The organism is Kitasatospora sp. NPDC029312, from assembly GCF_055569215.1.
In genome coordinates this window covers 1-15,748 of the sequence record NZ_JBVHXY010000049.1, presented here as the reverse complement: position 1 = coordinate 15,748, position 15,748 = coordinate 1, and the positions used below count along the sequence as shown (strand labels likewise).

Annotated in this window: 15 protein-coding genes; 5 read left to right on the top strand and 10 right to left on the bottom strand. The window is 69.3% G+C overall.

Translation table 11 applies throughout. The annotated features are described in order from the left end of the window. The first annotated feature begins 1,263 nt into the window (after positions 1-1,263). Positions 1,264-1,893 carry a hypothetical protein gene (locus tag ACZ4WV_RS30080; protein ID WP_465751791.1) on the top strand — a complete coding sequence of 210 codons (630 nt, stop codon included), beginning with the start codon at positions 1,264-1,266 and terminating at the stop codon, positions 1,891-1,893. Positions 1,894-3,134: 1,241 nt separating this feature from the next. Here the strand turns inward: ACZ4WV_RS30080 and ACZ4WV_RS30075 are convergent. Together ACZ4WV_RS30075 and ACZ4WV_RS30070 are read right to left on the bottom strand one after the other, a co-directional pair. After that, the gene (locus tag ACZ4WV_RS30075) at positions 3,135-3,722 is read right to left on the bottom strand and encodes an AAA family ATPase (protein WP_465751790.1); all 588 of its coding nucleotides are present in this window, start codon (positions 3,720-3,722) and stop codon (positions 3,135-3,137) included. Continuing rightward, positions 3,719-4,093: an NUDIX domain-containing protein gene (locus ACZ4WV_RS30070; protein WP_465751789.1), complete on the bottom strand. Its 375-nt coding sequence runs from the start codon at positions 4,091-4,093 to the stop codon at positions 3,719-3,721. Before ACZ4WV_RS30070 ends, ACZ4WV_RS30075 begins: the two co-directional genes overlap by 4 nt. Before the next feature lie 450 nt (positions 4,094-4,543). Between ACZ4WV_RS30070 and ACZ4WV_RS30065 the strand changes: the two genes are divergently transcribed. Next, complete coding sequence (locus ACZ4WV_RS30065; RefSeq protein ID WP_465751788.1) at positions 4,544-4,909, top strand: hypothetical protein; 366 nt, start codon at positions 4,544-4,546, stop codon at positions 4,907-4,909. A gap of 635 nt (positions 4,910-5,544) precedes the next feature. On the opposite strand, the gene ACZ4WV_RS30060 is transcribed toward ACZ4WV_RS30065, so the two are convergent. Beyond that, positions 5,545-5,808: a hypothetical protein gene (locus tag ACZ4WV_RS30060; RefSeq protein WP_465751787.1), complete on the bottom strand. Its 264-nt coding sequence runs from the start codon at positions 5,806-5,808 to the stop codon at positions 5,545-5,547. Between the two features lie 1,722 nt (positions 5,809-7,530). On the opposite strand from ACZ4WV_RS30060, the gene ACZ4WV_RS30055 reads away from it, so the two are divergent. Next, complete coding sequence (locus ACZ4WV_RS30055; protein ID WP_465751786.1) at positions 7,531-7,959, top strand: zinc finger domain-containing protein; 429 nt, start codon at positions 7,531-7,533, stop codon at positions 7,957-7,959. A 191-nt stretch (positions 7,960-8,150) separates the two neighbouring features. On the opposite strand, the gene ACZ4WV_RS30050 is transcribed toward ACZ4WV_RS30055, so the two are convergent. Next, entirely contained in the window at positions 8,151-8,504 is a 354-nt protein-coding gene (locus ACZ4WV_RS30050; RefSeq protein WP_465751785.1) for a hypothetical protein, read from the bottom strand. Between the two features lie 149 nt (positions 8,505-8,653). Here ACZ4WV_RS30050 and ACZ4WV_RS30045 point away from each other — a divergent pair, with 149 nt between their 5' ends. Then, positions 8,654-10,765: a KAP family P-loop NTPase fold protein gene (locus tag ACZ4WV_RS30045; protein ID WP_465751784.1), complete on the top strand. Its 2,112-nt coding sequence runs from the start codon at positions 8,654-8,656 to the stop codon at positions 10,763-10,765. 170 nt (positions 10,766-10,935) lie between these two features. Here ACZ4WV_RS30045 and ACZ4WV_RS30040 read toward each other — a convergent pair whose 3' ends face one another. The 6 genes from ACZ4WV_RS30040 to ACZ4WV_RS30015 form a co-directional block, all read right to left on the bottom strand. Next, positions 10,936-11,127 (bottom strand): hypothetical protein, encoded by a 192-nt coding sequence (locus tag ACZ4WV_RS30040; protein WP_465751783.1) that lies wholly within the window; start codon positions 11,125-11,127, stop codon positions 10,936-10,938. A 218-nt stretch (positions 11,128-11,345) separates the two neighbouring features. Further along, positions 11,346-12,275 carry a hypothetical protein gene (locus ACZ4WV_RS30035; RefSeq protein ID WP_465751782.1) on the bottom strand — a complete coding sequence of 310 codons (930 nt, stop codon included), beginning with the start codon at positions 12,273-12,275 and terminating at the stop codon, positions 11,346-11,348. Continuing rightward, complete coding sequence (locus ACZ4WV_RS30030; protein ID WP_465751781.1) at positions 12,272-12,604, bottom strand: PadR family transcriptional regulator; 333 nt, start codon at positions 12,602-12,604, stop codon at positions 12,272-12,274. The genes ACZ4WV_RS30035 and ACZ4WV_RS30030 overlap by 4 nt, the downstream gene beginning before the upstream one ends. Positions 12,605-13,041: 437 nt before the next feature. Beyond that, on the bottom strand, positions 13,042-13,524 hold the full coding sequence (locus ACZ4WV_RS30025) for a hypothetical protein (RefSeq protein ID WP_465751780.1): 483 nt from the start codon (positions 13,522-13,524) through the stop codon (positions 13,042-13,044). Between the two features lie 243 nt (positions 13,525-13,767). Then, positions 13,768-13,923, bottom strand: coding sequence for a hypothetical protein (locus tag ACZ4WV_RS30020; protein ID WP_465751779.1), 156 nt, complete (start codon positions 13,921-13,923; stop codon positions 13,768-13,770). 289 nt (positions 13,924-14,212) lie between these two features. After that, on the bottom strand, positions 14,213-15,370 hold the full coding sequence (locus tag ACZ4WV_RS30015; RefSeq protein ID WP_465751778.1) for an IS701 family transposase: 1,158 nt from the start codon (positions 15,368-15,370) through the stop codon (positions 14,213-14,215). A 51-nt stretch (positions 15,371-15,421) separates the two neighbouring features. Between ACZ4WV_RS30015 and ACZ4WV_RS30010 the strand changes: the two genes are divergently transcribed. Then, positions 15,422-15,748 (top strand): transposase (locus tag ACZ4WV_RS30010; protein ID WP_465751826.1); only part of this gene is annotated, 327 nt, incomplete at its 3' end.

Below are 15,748 nucleotides of genomic sequence, written 5' to 3'. Positions count from 1 at the left end.
CCCCGAACCCGGTGCGGACACGCATCACGCAGTGTCTGCGGACTTCGGAGCGGAGTCCGTGTTCAACTTCTAGCCTCTTCTCCCACTCGCTCGCGGCCTTCCGGCCATACACAGCGGGACGGCGCGGCGCCGAAGGCCGGAGGCCGATGCTCCGACAGGCGCGGCCTGAACTTGGCTTACGTGACAGAACAACCGTTTCCTACTCTCACCAGCGAGCTCAGGTTGACAACCCGCGGTGCCGTCCGACCGTCATCCACAGGCACCACCCACCACCAGCAACCAGGGTAGAGAGACAGACAGAAGCGGTTCGTCTGATTTTCCGGCCCGCCGCGCGTGCGGTCTGACCTGGGAAAACACGGGGCACCGGCCGGAAGCGGCGGGGTGACCTACGGTGGTGCCCCCGCTCGGTCGGAACCGGCAACACCAACGAGCCCAAGTACGTTGCCGCACAGGCCTGCAACGTCCTGCCACTCGTCGATCGTGACCGTGAGCGGCTCCTCCGGGGTCGCCCGGGCCTCCTCCTCCCGTTCGGCCTCCGCCGGGTAGGTTGCCTGGCATGGCTGAGCTTTGGACCTGTGGTAAGGCCCGTTCACAGGCGTCTTCGACTTCCAGCCCGCAGCCGCCGCTGGCCAGCTCTTTCTCCTCACGACACCGGCCCGGCTCGCCGAGAGCGTCTGAAACAGCCCCCCGTTCGAATCCTGACCCGGGCTGATGCGCTGCCCCGTCGCCGCCCAGCTCCGGGCGTGCTCCAGTGGGCCCCTGGAGCAGGTCGCTGCGCTTGCGGCCGTCACCGGGCCAGGAGCGCGTTCGGCCGCGCCCGGTCCGTACGTGTGCCCTCAGGGCGGAGAAGTCGGCGTTGCGCGGGGAGCCACGCTCCCTGCCCAGGTGGTCGAAGTGCTCATACGGCGAACCGCATACCGTCAAAACCGCAACGCTGCTGAGCGTTACCGTAGTCGATTGTTTGCGGCGGAAAACCTTCGTTCACCGGACTGAGAAATAACTGGCTGTTACAGCTGACAAAGCGTCGTAGCCATTCAGCGGATTTGAGCGATGGCGAGTATGGTGGTGCCTGGGGGCAGCGAGGCGGCAACATCTCCTGCCCCGCAGGGGAGGGCACATCTTGAGGGGCAGGTCATTCGGCCTCACCCGCGCACTGAGCCAAGATTGAGTTCTGGGGCCCATGATGATTAACGCTGGACGCCTGGCATGAAATAGACGAATAACCAGTTAGTCATTGATGGCTAGACTGGGGAGTGATTACATATGACCATAATGGCGCAAAAAGCACGTGAGACGTGGGCGCAGATACAGCCCTTCCGGAACTCTCCTGAAATTCTCAGGGCCGTCAGCGATGGACGCCCTTCGGCGAGTGGCTCCCGACAGCCCATCGAACCTCAGATCCCGGTGGTACTCGACGGTGAAATGGTCGAAGACCTCGAGCGGCTCAATGCCATGATGAGGAACCAGACGCTCTACACGACTCGCCTGTCCGAGGGCGGAGCCGTCGCCCTCGGGGCCTTCACCGACCGATCGGCGATGCTCTCTGAAGCGCAGTCGATGACCCCCGAGACCGCAGCGGACTTCGGGCTTCCGACCTTCACGAGGGTCTGGGAGGATGCGAACGAGGGGGGAGACCGTCTCGAGTTGGAGCACGGCTTCAACTGGCCGGATCTGACAAGGGTTCGCAGGGGATTCCTTCACAGTCAGAACTGGAACGACGTAGTGTCCTCGGTGAGTGTGTGCCGGTTCGATGTGGTCCTTTTCCGGGATATCAATCTTACGGGAGATCAATTCCTCGTCCCCGCAGGTAACCGCATTCCCGACCTGACCCCCTTCGGGTGGAACGATGCCGTGTCGTCCTTCATCTGTGACCCGAACGGGGTCGGAGGGTAGGCGGGGTGGCGCCGGATCCGGCGACCGGTCGCCTGGCAGAAGGCGGCCAGCGCGGCTGGTCGTCGCACCCGATCAACGCGACGTGTTGGAACCGTGGCGGGGCTGACGGCACTCCGCTCTCCGCGGCGCCCCAACCGCGCGTCGTTGATGGCTGAGTTGACATAGGAGTGGTCACAGATGACCGTCATGACGCGAATATCGCGTGAGAAGTGGGCGCAGATACAGCCCCTCCGAAACTCGTGCGCGTCCACGACGGCGCCGATCCGGCCCCGGGCTGGCTGACCGCCTCGCGAGGAGCTGGACAATCGCTGTCGGAAGTCGTGAACAAAGCCAGCCACCGGACCGCGTCGATCGACGCAGCGCTCAGGACCCTCTCTCTGACGTCGCGCCTGCTCCGCAGCAGGCGCAGCACGAGGCGCCGACCACCTGGTGGTGGCCGGCGCCTCATGACGTGTCAGAGCCGGCGGCGCGCGACCGGCCGGGCAGGCCGGACCTGCTCGCCGCGCAACGCGAGGGCCGCCGTGCGGGTGCGCTCCAGCCAGCCCATGACCTGGCGCAGCGTGGCGGCATCGAGGTGGCGGGTGAGGTCGCGGACGGCCTGGTGGTCGTCATCGGACAGCGCGTGGAGGCCGGCGCGGGCCAGGGCGGTGTAGAGGGGCTGGGCGGCGGTGCCAGCCAGGCTGCGGTGGGCGGCGTCGGCGGTCCGCCGGGCTGTGCACCCAGGCCTCCAACGACCGCTCGGTGCGCTTGACGGTGAAACTCGGGTTCACCGAGGTGGAGCGGTCCCAGAAGTTCGACGCCGAGCAGGGTTCGGCGTATGGCCCCCGACCCCGTCGGCCCGCTGAGCGGGCGGAGGATGGGCTACTTCTCCCGGTGAATCGCACGGGCGGCTCGGCGCCGGGCATCCGCCGCTTCCGCTCGGGCCTGCTTCGCCGCCCGCTCAGCCAGGCGCACGGGGCAGAACTCCTCCTCCGTCCGGCGGTTCACCGCCTGGCGCAGCTTTTCGGCCAGCGGGCCAGCGGGAGCCGCGGGTGTGGCGGCGTACGGCTCTGGGAGGCACGTTCAGGAGGGCCGCGAGCAGGCGGATCGCCCGCTGGGTGGTCTTGTCCGGGCTGAACCGGTAGTTCATGCTCAGCGGGCCGTCGGCGTACTGCTCCAGCAACTGCCCCGGCGACCTGAAGCTCACCACCGTCCCACAGGACGTGATCATTAACGAGCAAGATCCACTTTCGCAACAGGCCCTAGTTGTCGCGGGCGGGCAGCTCCGAGAGCGCGGTGTCGCGCATGATGCGGTCGACCGTGTCCCGGAGGGTGCTGTCGCTGCCGATGACGGTCTCGATGCCGCCCGGTAGAAGGTCGTGTTCGCGGTACCAGTCGCGCAGTTCACGCTCGGTGACGGCCGCCGCCACGTACCAGGGATCGGTTTTCGAGGAGTGGCGGGCCAGCGTCTCGTCGATCGGGATGTCGAGGTAGTAGCAGTGGGTGATGCCGTGGTGATCGTCCACCAGGCGTGTGAGCATCTCGCCGTAGTGATCGGCGTACAGGATGCCTTCGATGACGACGTGGTAGCCGGCGCCCAATGCGTACCGGGCCACGGTGTCGATCAGGCCGATGTTCGCGCCGCCGGGCCGGTCCTGCTCGCGCAGCACGATCTGGCGGAGATTGTCCTGGGCGACCACGGCCAGGCCCCGGCCGAACCGGTCCCGGATGCCAGCCGCCACCGACGACTTGCCCGACGCCGAGTTTCCCCGGACGACCACGAGCCGGGTCTCCGCGCTCCCCGCGGGCGCCCCGGCGGCCGGGAGCCTCGGGTGGCTCGTGGTGCTCATGCCGGCCATCCGACGACGGACAGCGGGCGGCCGGCGGTGATCTGCGCGAGCGCGTCGGCGGTGTAGCCGACGATGGGCTCCGGAAGCCCGTCCAGCGACCAGAAGCAGAGGGCGGCGCATTTGTCCGGTTCACGGTTGGCGATCTCGCCGGTGTGCGCGCGGGGGGTGAAGAACAGCTGGCGGTGGCCGGCACCGTCGTCGGCGTCGAAGTGGTGGAGGGTGTGCACCTGGTCGAGGGCCTCCTCCCGGATGGTGATGTCGAGTTCCTCGTCGGCCTCGCGAGCTATGCCGGCCAGGACGGACTCTCCCGCTTCGAGGTGGTCGGCCGTTCTCCGGGCATCTGCGTGCTGTAGAAATAACTCTCTGAGCATGGCGGAATTATGGATGGTCTGGGGCGCTGGTCCGTTGACTTCTACAAGATGGTGGGGGCAGTTCCGTTTGCCGCCGAGGAGGAGTTCGCGTGGTTCGGCGACGTCCACGAGCGAGCCGCTCGGAACGGGGCTCGGCACGGCACTCCGATCTTGATCGCTCCCACGGGCTATGCGGATCCGCGAGTGAACCTGTTCTTCCGCACTGGCTCGATGGCCGGCGCACCGGCTAGGACGATGCGCCGGTACGCGTACTCGCTCGCGGTCTGGCTGACCTTCCTTCACGTCTTCGGCCGTACCGCCTGCGACTGGTCAACGCCCTCACCCTCGCCGACCGGCCCATGCTCCCCGAGGAACTCGCCCACGCGCTCGGCTGGCCCGTCAAGCGCGTCGACGACGCGGCCGCCCACGCCCTCGCGCACCCCGCCATCGGCGGTGCCGTAGCCCTACGCGGTGAAACCCTGCGGCTACCTCAGCACCTCACCACGCCTGGACCTGCTCGTCGCAAGCCAGCAGACCCAGCTCATCGCACCCCACGACGATGACACCCCGCACCCCGCCCGCTACCAACGCGACCCCCTCACCCCGACCGAAGCCGAAACCCTCCTCACCATCTGGCACACCTCAGACACCGACCACACCAACCCCCTCCAAGATCACGCCCTCCACGGCCTCATCAACGCCGGACTCGTCACCCAACCAGGCAACCTCATCCTCGCCCTGACCAACGACGTCCTCTACAGCCTCGACCTGACCGGCACCGCCGAGAGACCTGTACCGAACTCCCCCACTGACGAATCCCGTGTCGCCGAGTACTGACACAACCTGTCGCCAGCCACTGACACAACCACGTCGTCCGACAGTTGGCCCGGACGGCTTCGCCGGACGCGCGGAAGAACACCGGCCCGCCGCAGGCGCGAACCCCGAACGGACCGACCGGCCGACCTCCCACCCAAGACCAAGGGCAGAGAAGGGGTTGTCGGAATTTCCGGCCCACCTGGAAGGGGTCCTGACCTGCGGTGATGCCGCGCCCAACCGGAGGGCCGTGTGCCTGAAAGACCACCCGGTAGACACCTCACAAGGCACCCGCCAAGGCACCTGACAAGACCACCCAAAAAAGGCAGCGCATCAGCGGTGCTGCGCCGTCGGGCTGCCGGCACGCTCCGCTGGTCGGCCGGCTTCCCGGCACGGGCGGCGCCTGGTGGCCTGTCAGGACCGGCGACGCACCACCGGCCTGGCGGGCTCGGCGCCGCGCAGCGCCAGGGCCGCGGTGCGGGTGCGCTCCAGCCAGCTCACGACCTGGCGCACCGTGGCGGGGTCGAGGGTGCGGGTGAGGTCGCGGACGGCCTGGTGGTCGTCGTCGGACAGCGCGTGGAGGCCGGCGCGTTCCAGGGCGGTGTAGATGGGTGGGGCACCGCGGTGCCTGCCGTCGCCTCGGCAGGCACCGCTCAGGGTCAGGACGTCGTGGACAGCCGCGGGTCGTTCGCGAAGACCGGGTTCGGCTCGCGTTCGTACTGGGACAGCGCCAGGCCCATGCAGAAGAACGTCGGCGCCCACTCCCCGACGAAGATGCCCCACCGGTCCGCCCGGTCCAGCCCGGCCTGCTCGGCCTTCACCGACACCATCCACGACACGAAGGACAATCCGATCGACGCCATCCCCGCCAGATAGGCGTGTTCCGACTTCAGACCCGCGTCGTGCAGCTTCTTGATGACCATCACGAACCTCCCGGAAGACGGCCTGTTCAGCCAGTCCCGGCGGCTGCCCAGCCACCGCCGCCCCACACCCTGGCACCGACCCCGTCACCAGAACGGAGCAAGGCACACGGCCGGCCGAAGACCGACACCCGACGGCGACGGCAAGTCTGGAAGGTAGACCTCCCGGTCAGCACCGCCGCGGACCTGGCGACCGACTTGCGGGCCATGGTGATTCGCACCTCACGGGCAGGTAGTGAGCGGCTCGGCCCGCCCGGGACCGCGTGGGGCTACTGGCTTGGTCCAACTCAGTCCGAGGCGGGGACCGTCCATCGTGGGCAGCCGTGCTGATGGCGGTGAATCACGAACACCGTCCCACCGAGGCTGACGGTGCGGTCCGTACGAACGCGGCAGCACGGCTCATCCCGGGTGCGAGCCGGCGCGGACAGGCCCGGCGCGGGCAGGTCTGGCGACAGCTGGGCGACTGCCGGACCGGCCGGTGGAGGCGGGGCGGGAACCGAGCGCGGGCGCTGCGCCTCCAGGGCGGACAGCGGCACGCCAAGGGCCTTGGCGCGCGACAGCCTCCGGCTGCGACGGGGACCTCGTGTCGTCATGGGCGACAGCTTGCCCCCGCACACCACGCCCATGCGGCCACGACACGGGACCCGCGAAAGCCGGCCCTGCCACGCGAAGGAGCAGCGGTGCCGTGGGCAGGGCCGGGGCCGTGCCTGCTGGTCTCGGTGAGGGGCGGGCAAGCCCTTGGGCAAGCCCTGGGGCGGGTCGGCCGACCCGCGTTTTCGTGCCGGCCGACCCGGAAGGGGGCGGTGCCTGGGCTGCCGGAGCCGGGGGGGTGTAGGAGCCGGGCAGCAGTGGGAGGAAGGCGGTCCGCCGCGCGCCCTGGTGGAGGCGCTCGCTCGTTTCAACGACCGGACGCGGCCGCGGGTCCGAGGACGGCGGCGAGGGCCTGGACGGGCAGACGGGCGCCCGGGTGGCGGCGAGGGCGAGGCCGGGCGAGGCGGCGGGGCCTGGGCGTGCGGGCCGGGCCGGGCCCAGTGGGATCGGCCGGCGGCCGGGCGGCGGGCAGGGCGGGGCCTGGGCCGGGGCCGGGGCCGGGTTCCAGGAGCGCCGCGAGGCGGGCGGCGGCCTGCGGGCGCGGCGCCGCGTGGCAGGGCCAGCCGGGGCAGGCCCCGGAGCGGTAGGAAGTGCGCTCGGTCACGGCCCCGCACCCCGTGCAGGTCATCATCTGGGCGTCTGCCTCGCCGGGATGCATCACCGGTTGCGCCCGTTCGTCGTCGTGGTCCTGGTCCTCATCGACCGTACGGGGCCACGCCCGCCACGCGGGCACGCCCGCGAGGTGAAGTCCACCACCTACCATCCGGCCCGCTGGGCCGCCGGGGCGGGCCGACGGGGACAGCCGGGATCGACAGCACCGCTGGACGGACGCGGATCCGGAACTCGTCTCCGTGTTCTTGTCCAAGGCATCTGGGTGGCGACGTAGCGTGTCGGCGAGTGTGCCTTCCGGTCGGTTACCTGACCCGACGGGGAGCCTGGTACAGGGCCTCAGACAGGAACGAGCTAGTGGAAACGAGTGGCGAGGATCCCGCGCTCGCAGTGTGCTGCCCTCAGTGCAGGGCGCAGCCCGGTGTCATGTGCGGCGGTCGCAGCACCGTACATCCCGTGCGACGCGGTGCCGCCCGAAGCGGTCCACCGCTCCCGCGTCTCCATCGGTCGGCCGTCCCTGTCCGCGTGCACGCCGTCCGCGCGCCGTGGGACGGCTACATCGGCCCCGACGACGCGCCGTCGTGGGACGAGTTCGGCGGGTCCGGCCCCACCGAACTCCGCGTCTCCGCCCTGGGGCCCGGTGAGCACGAGATCATGTGCTGCGCCGTGCTGCGGAACGAGGACGGGTGCCCGGTCTGCGACCGGTCCTGCTGGCTATGCGAAGCACGCGCGGGCCGAGCCTGCCGCAGCCTCCCGTCGACCCGGCGGATCGCCGGCGTCGCCCACGTCGCGCGCCTATGGCGCCTCGACTGGGAGGAGACAGAGGACTACCTCGACGCGATGACCCGCCCCTGCCCCCACTGCCAGGCCCAGACCGGGCAGTTGTGCCGCACCGTTCCCCGCGCTGAGACCCGCGCCCACCTCTCCAGGCGTCCCCACCAGCAGCGCCGCTGAGACCGCAGCGGCAACGCCCCGGGGCAGATGCCTGACGAGGCGGCGGAGCTAGTCTGTCCGGGTGAAGTCCGACCGTCATGGCGCCGCCGCGTCCCTCGGACGGCGGACATGACCGGCATGCTGGTGCCTCCCCTTTTCTCGGCTGTGCGGTTCAACTCGGCCGCCATCAGGTGGTGGCGGCCGGTGAGCGGTCAGCGCCTCCACGGCTCCGGGGCCGGCGCGGGCGGCGCGGGCGGCGCGGCGGGAGTGAGCGACTGGTCGGCGCAACGACTGATCTGGTGGTCGCGTACGCCGCACTCGGGGCCGCGGTCGAACGCGACGACGTACGGGAACGGGGTCGGGTAGCGGCGGACTCGGGTGATGACGCCGAGGGTGCCAGCCGAAACGTCCACGCGGACGCGGGCGTCCTCCTCCCAGTACTCCTCGGCCGCCAGGTCGTCGTCGATCCACGACGCGCGCACGGGTTCCAGTAGCTCGCCCCTGTCACCCTCTTCCAGGCGCACGTGGCTGGTGAGGACCTGGGCCTGGTAGCGGAGCAGCTGCACGATGCCTGCTCCCACCATCAGGCAACGCGCCTGCTGGAGCGCCCTCCACCCCCACCAGCAGCAACTCCTCACCACCATCGGCATCGAGGGCCCCTGACCAAACACACAATCGCTCCCTGGTAGGCCCTCCTACAGGGCAGGATGTGCGGATGGCAGACAGCTTCTTCAACGACGACCCGGTCGACGGCGGCCCCGACTCTCCCGATCTACTGGGGCACCAGCGATACGCGGGTCACGCTGTCGGCCTCCTGGAAGAGGTCAGGAGCCAGAGCGAGTCCGGTGTCCTCGCGCTCATCGGTCCGTGGGGCTCCGGCAAGTCCTCCGTCCTGCGAATGGTGCTGCGAGGGCTGGACGAGGGAGCAGACGACGGTCCGGTCTGGTCGGTGGCAGAGCTCAACCCCTGGCTCTACTCCGACCTGGACTCGCTGACGATGGCGCTATTCAGCGAGATCCGCGCAGCACTGCCCGACGGTAAGAAGTGGTCGAAGACCCGGGAGAAGATCGGCAGCTTCGGAAAGGCCATCAGCCCGCTGGGCAAGCTCACCAACCTCGTCGGCGTCGACTCATCAGCAGTAATCCGCTTCGTCTCCGAGCGGATCAGCGGGGACACGAGCCCCTCGAAGGCGAAGCAGATCGCGGCTGAGGCGCTGCGCGAAGCGAATCACCCCATCCTGGTCGTGATGGACGACCTCGACCGGCTCACCCCGCAAGAACTGCTCGTGGTCTTCAAACTGGTGCGCCTGGTCGGCAACCTGCCGAACGTGTACTACCTCATCAGCTTCGACGAGCAGACCCTCCTCGACGTCCTGCAGCGCAGCGATCTGGTCGGAAGCTCGAGACAGCGCGCCAGCGAGTTCCTCGAGAAGATCATCCAGGTGCGGCTCGACTTGCCTGCCTTCCGTGAACGCGAAGCCTCAGCGTTGGTCGACCGGTCACTGGCCGCTCTGCTCGAGGCCCACCAGCTGCCGCTCACCGAGCCAGAGCAGAGAAGGTTCGCGGAGGCGTACTTCCAGCACCTGGAGCAACGACTGCGCACGCCCCGCGCGATCAAGCGCTACTTCGGTCAGGCCGCAGCGTCCCTGGGATCGCTCGCCGGCGACGTGGACCTCGTCGACTTCCTTCTGGCCACCTTCGTCCGCACCAGCGAACCCGGGGTCTACCGGCTGCTGGGCCGCCACCGCGCCGAACTGACAGGCACGAGCCTAGAGCTCGCGGCGGCGCGCAACGGACAACCCGGTGACCGGACCCAGGTCTGGCGGGACCGGCTGACCAAAGCGGGGGTCACCGGGGAACATCTCGACGGCGTACTCGGCCTCCTGGCCATGCTGTTCCCCGCCCTGAGCCGGTCCCTCGGCTCGGGCGGGGACCTGACGGCGGACGCACACCGACGCGGCATCGGCAGTAACGACTACTTCGACCGATACGTCGTATTCAGTGTCCCCGACGACGACCTTTCCGAGACCGAACTCATCGAAGCTCTGGCCCAGCTCCGCGCAGGCGCACCCGGACCGGAAGCCGCCGAACTCCTGCTGAGACTCGAAGAGGACACCCACCGCATCCGGCGGCGCCTCGGCCAGCGCATCCAATCCAGCACCACGGTGCCGGCTGCCGAACTGCTACTCGCCATCGCCGAACGCTACGGCGCGCTCAGGGCCCAGGCGGAATTCCTGCTCAGTGCCGACGCAAGCGCCAGATTCCTCGCACAGGACCTCTTCCGCACACTTCCCCACGACACACGCACACAAGTCCTAACCGGCATGGCAGTCTCCCCGCAGGGCGCCTCGCTCGCCGGCCGTGTCCTTTACGACGCTCTTGCGCCCGCGGACAACGAGCTCCCCTACGCGCAGGAAGCCGAAACGTGGGTCCAGGACGCCCGTGCCGCCATAACAGAACAACTCGAACACCACCTGACGGCAGCGGGCTCCCAACCCGCCGACAACCTCACCGAACCCGACATCGACCTCATCTGGACCTGGCGCCACCTTGACGCCGCCACCGCCCGCCCATGGATCCGCGAACGCCTCGACAACGGCACATGGCAACCACTTCCCCTACTCGCCAAGATCGTCCGCCCTCGTCCAGCGCCTTTCGCCGCGATCGAAGCAGAAACGTTGGCAAGCCTCGACGTGCTGATCGGCCTCGACAAGATCTACGACATCCTCGACCAGCCAGACATCACAGCCACCGACAACGAACAGACGCGTCTCCTCACCGAGCTACGCCAGACACGAGACCGCGCTCACGACACCACCGCCGACTGACCCCGCCACACCACCGGCCGCACAGCGCCCCGTGACCGCCTTATCCGCTCGCACTCCAACTGACCAACACCCAACACAACTGACCAACGCCAGGTCAGAACACCGACACAGCAACCACTAACCGAACAACCCCACAGACAAGCACCACTCACCTATCTGATCACCCCAGCTCAGACACACCCCACCTGATCACAATCAACGAGCGCGGACAGCAGGGTCTGGTAGCAGTCTTCTCCACCGACGAAGACGACGGCGAGCTGGGTGTAGGGGTCGTCCCAGAGGTAGCGGACGTACTCCAGTTGGTCGCTGGAGAGCCATTGGCCCTCGCCTATCCCTCCCCCACGCCCGGCAGGAGCCGGCACGTCACCGTGTTGGAGACCGCGACCGACGACATCCGCTTCGACCTCCACACCGGCAACGCGCAATGGGACCCCACGGCGACGCGGCACCCAACCCGGAGACGGCGGCCCAGCACGGTGACGTCGATCACCGGGACCGGGCAGCTCCGGCTCACCGCTGTGCCAGGGGACGGCGACCCAACTCGTCGGGGTCGACCGCCGCCGTCCCGCTGGTAGAGCGATCAGCGGTGCAGGAGGCCGGGCTTCCGGACGAGCCGGGCCGCGAGCCGCACCGCGGTGGTGCCGATCGCGTATCCCACGGTGAACAGCACCACCGGCAGGACGACGTGTAGGAGGTGCTTCGGTCCCATGTCCAGCAGCAGGGGGCAGAACAGCGGCGGCCCGGCCAGGACCGCCGTGGTCAGGGCCGCCTGCCCGACGGCGCGCGCGGTGCAGGCGACGGCCACGCCGGTGACCACCGGGGCGACGAACTGGAAACTCGTGTAGAGAGCCCACTCCCTGCCGTAGCCCTCGGCCAGGGGCCCGGTGACCTGTGCGGCTGTGATCGACAGGGCTACCGCCCACGGAACGGCCCGGCTCGGGTGCGACGTGCGGTCCGGTGGGGCGACCAACAGGACGAAGGCATTGAACGCGAGCAGTACAGCCTGGTAGTAATCCAGAACCGGGTGGACGAACGCTTCGAGCGGCGGCGTGGCCACGACGGTCACCAGTGCCAGGGCCCTGGCCGCTGTCCGGTGCCCAGCCAGCACCGCCACCGCCATCAGCACGGCCGGGGCCAGCATCAGCGCCGCCAGGGCCGTTCCCCGGGCGCCCAAGGGCCCGAACCAGCCGAACCCTTGGCCTCGGACGATCCGGACGAAGAGCCAGAGGTGCCAGGCCGCGTAGGTGCCGGCGAGCACTGCGGCAAGCGGAGCCGCGGTGGCCAGGGCCCGGCCTGTTGGCCGGTGGGAAACCAGGCCCAGCCGGACCCGGGCACCGTACCCGGCCACGTCGGCGACTTCGCGCAACCCGGCGATCCGACCGGTCGCGGAGACGCGGTGTTCGGCGTGGAGGGTGACCTCGGCCAGCGCAGCGGCTCCGTAGGAGGCGGGGTAGAGCGCGAGCGCCCACCGCAGCAGCCGGGCGTTCAACGGGGGACGCTCCAGGGTCATGCCGTGCCTCCCGCGAGCCGGGCGCGGAAGGAGGACAGGCGTCGATCGGCCTCGCGCAGAGCGGAGCGCATCCGCTCGCTCTCGTACATCAGCGCCTGGGTGCCGGAGGGAGTGAGGGCGAAGACGCGGCGGGGGCGCCCGTCGACCGTCTCCTCCCGTTCGACCCGGATCAGCCCTTCGGACAGCAGCCGGTCCAGAGTGCCGTAAAGGGAGCCGGCGCCGAGCCGGACCCTGCCGTCGGAGATCGCGGCGACCTCTTCACCGAGCGCGTAGCCGTGGCGTGGCCGGTCCGCGAGGGCTGTCAGCAGGAGAAAGGTGGGCTCCTGCATAGAGCGTTTCGTCGTCATGCCCGCCAGCATATTACGGTCACCGTAGTATCCAACAAGGGGGACGTCCAGTCATGCGTCTATCGCTCCGCATTCGCCATCCCGGCGAGACGTCACGAGGCCTGGCGGCAACCGGGACGGCGCAGCCGTCGGAAACCGGACGAGCAGGCCGAACGGGCGGACCAGGACGGCGGCGAGCAGGCCCCGGCCAGAACAGCGCCCAAGCCGATGACGAGCAGGCCGAGGCCGAGCCGGACTCGGTCGCCCAGTCGGCCGGTCCCGTGCGGCACTGGACCGACCACAAGGAGTCCCTGGAGAAGGACGCGCTCGCCTGGCCGCCCAGCCAGATCGAGGCCGGCTGGCACTACTGGGTGCGGCGCGCGACGCGCTCCCGAGCGACGGCCCCCGCCCATTGGTGGACGAGGGGCGCGCCTGCTCGCTTACGCCGCTGGCTCGGACGTCGCCGTCACAGCATCACGCCAGGTGGCGATGATGTGGACCGCCTTAGCCTCGAAGCCCGGGTCGCGCCAGGCGCGCGGCATGCCGATCACCGCCGGCAGCTTGAAGTCGCCGAGGTCACGGTGGGTGATCCGCACGACGTCCCCGGAATCGGCACGGTCGCGGTTCTTCCCGACCTCAACGTTGGTGATGTCCGCCCAGGCGAACCGCTTGCGGGAGCCCAGCACCCCGGTCCACCAGATCTCACGCTCGTTGAAGCTCACGCTGCTGAGGGCGCCCCTCGCCCAGAAGAATCCAAAGACGATCAGGAGAACGCCGAGGGCCAAGCCGACGGCGGTCCGGACGTCCATCGGGAAGAGCGAACCGCGGTACAGAAGCCAGGCACCCTGGGCCAGGAAGAGCGCCGAGAAGATCCACTGGCGGCGTATCTGTGCCGGATGGAGACGGTAAGTCACGTGTTTCACCAGCGGATCTTGGCAGCTCGGCCGCATCTGAGGAAGCGTCACCGTCGGCGTACTGCTCCAGCAACGCCAGGAGACGTATCTGGACGATGCACAGCTCCGCCACCGGGCAGTTGCCCCGGCTACCGGCGGGGTGGGCCTGGCAGGGTGCTGGGGTCTTCTTCGTCGTCGTCATGGCGCCACCCTGGCCGAGGTTGGCAGTGGACAGCCGACGCTGACGACGGAGCAGCGTGCCCCAGCTGGAGGTCACCGGCTGGGCCGCGCGCAACGGAAGGGGCAGCGGGCCTCGGGAGTGCGCGGTCGGTCAGAACTGGCTGCGTCGTACAACGGCCGGACGGGCGAGGCCTGCTCGGTGCCGCGCAGCGCGAGGGCGGCGGTGCGGGTGCGCTCCAGCCAGCTCATAACCTGTCGCAGCGTGGCTGGAGCGAAGTGGTGGGTGAGGTCGCGGACGGCCTGGTGGTCGTCGTCGGTCAGCGTGGAGAGGCCGGCGCGTTCTAGTACTGCAACGGTGTTTACCGTGACGAGGCTTCAGCCGGAGGGCTGTGGCCTCGTCTCTTGTAGTGGCTGGTCCGGGCCTGGTGTTGGCGTCGGCGGCGCCAGCGGGACCAGTGCAGGACGTGGTCAAGGCTTCGGCGGGCCTGCCGGGTGAGGTGGCTGATCAGCCTGCGGATCTCGGGGACGGTGAGCGGTATCAGGTCTGGCGTTCGAGCTGCCCGGTCCCCTTTTCGAGCTGCTGGGCCCGCAGGACGGTGAGGTAGGCATGGGCGGCCATGGCAAGGGTGATGTGCCGGTACCACCCCGGATAGCGCCGGACCTGGTAGTCGTCCAGGCCGCATTGGCCCTTCGCGGTCTGGAAGCACTCCTCGATCGCCCAGCGGGCGCCCGCGACGGCGATCAGCTCGTTCAGCGTGGCATCGGCGGGCGCATAGGCGATGTAGTAGGCGATCTTCGTGGGATCGGTGATGCTGCGGCGGGCCAGCACCCAATGGCGGCGGTCGGGGCGGTGCCAGGGCCGGACCTCGATGCGAGCCCAGTCGTAGATCCGCAGGCCGTGAGCACCCTCGCCGCATGAGCGGCGCTTCCACTTCTGCCGGGACAGGCCCGCGACCAGGTCGTGGAGCGGGTGGTCCAGGGCCCGGCGAGTGACCACGGTGTCGTGGCGGGTGGTGGCCACGACATGGAAGACATCGACCTGCTCCAACTCGTAGCGCCAACCCTTGCTGTAGCCGTAGCCGGCATCCGCGGTCACCCAGCGGAACGGGATCCGGTCGTCGATCGCGCGGCGGACCATCGCCCTGGCGAGATGGACCTTGGTGGCGAACTCGACCTCGTCACCGATCCCCGCGGCCCGGCAGCGCTCGCGGTCGTCCGTCCAGGACTTCGGCAGGTACAGCGCCCGGTCGATCAAGGTCCGGCCCTGATCGCTCGCGTAAGCGAGGAACACTCCGACCTGGCAGTTCTCGGTCCGGCCGGCGGTGCCGGAGTACTGCCGCTGGACGCCGGCCGACCGTACGCCCTTCTTCAGGAACCCGGTGTCGTCCACGATCAGAACGCCGCCCGGATCGGCCAGGTGCTCGACAACGTATCCGCGTACGTCGTCGAGCACCCCGTGAGCGTCCCAGTCGATCCGGTTCAGCAGCCGCTGGATCCGGTCCGGACCTACGTGACCGGCCTCCTCGGCCACGGTCCAGCCGTTCTTGCGCTCCAACGGCGCGAGCAGGCCCCGCATGTAGGCCAGCGCCGACTCCCGTGACTCACTCCGCGCGAACCTGTGAGCAAACCGCTCATGCAGCCCGGCCAGCCCGTCCGACCAGCGACGGGCATCGAGCTCGGATGTGTCCCCACCCATGAACGGCTTAGAAGACATCTCATTTGGATCGCTGGGTAGGCTTCGCGGGTGATGATCGTGGAGCGGCTGGTGCCGGACGAGTTGTGGGAGCTGTTCCAATTGGTGGTGCCGGACGCGCCGACGCGTCCACAGGGAGGCGGTCGGCGGCGGTGCGGGGACCGCGAGGTGCTGGCGGCGATCGTGTTCGTCGCGACATCGGGGTGCACCTGGGCCCAGCTGCCACCGCGCTTCGGGCCCTCCGGGCCGACGGCCCACCGGCGCTTCACCGAGTGGAGCAAGGCCCGGGTGTGGGCCAAGCTCCACCGGGTCCTCCTGGACGAACTCGGCAGCCGCGGTGAGCTGGACTGGTCGCGCTGCGCGGTCGACTCGGTCAACATG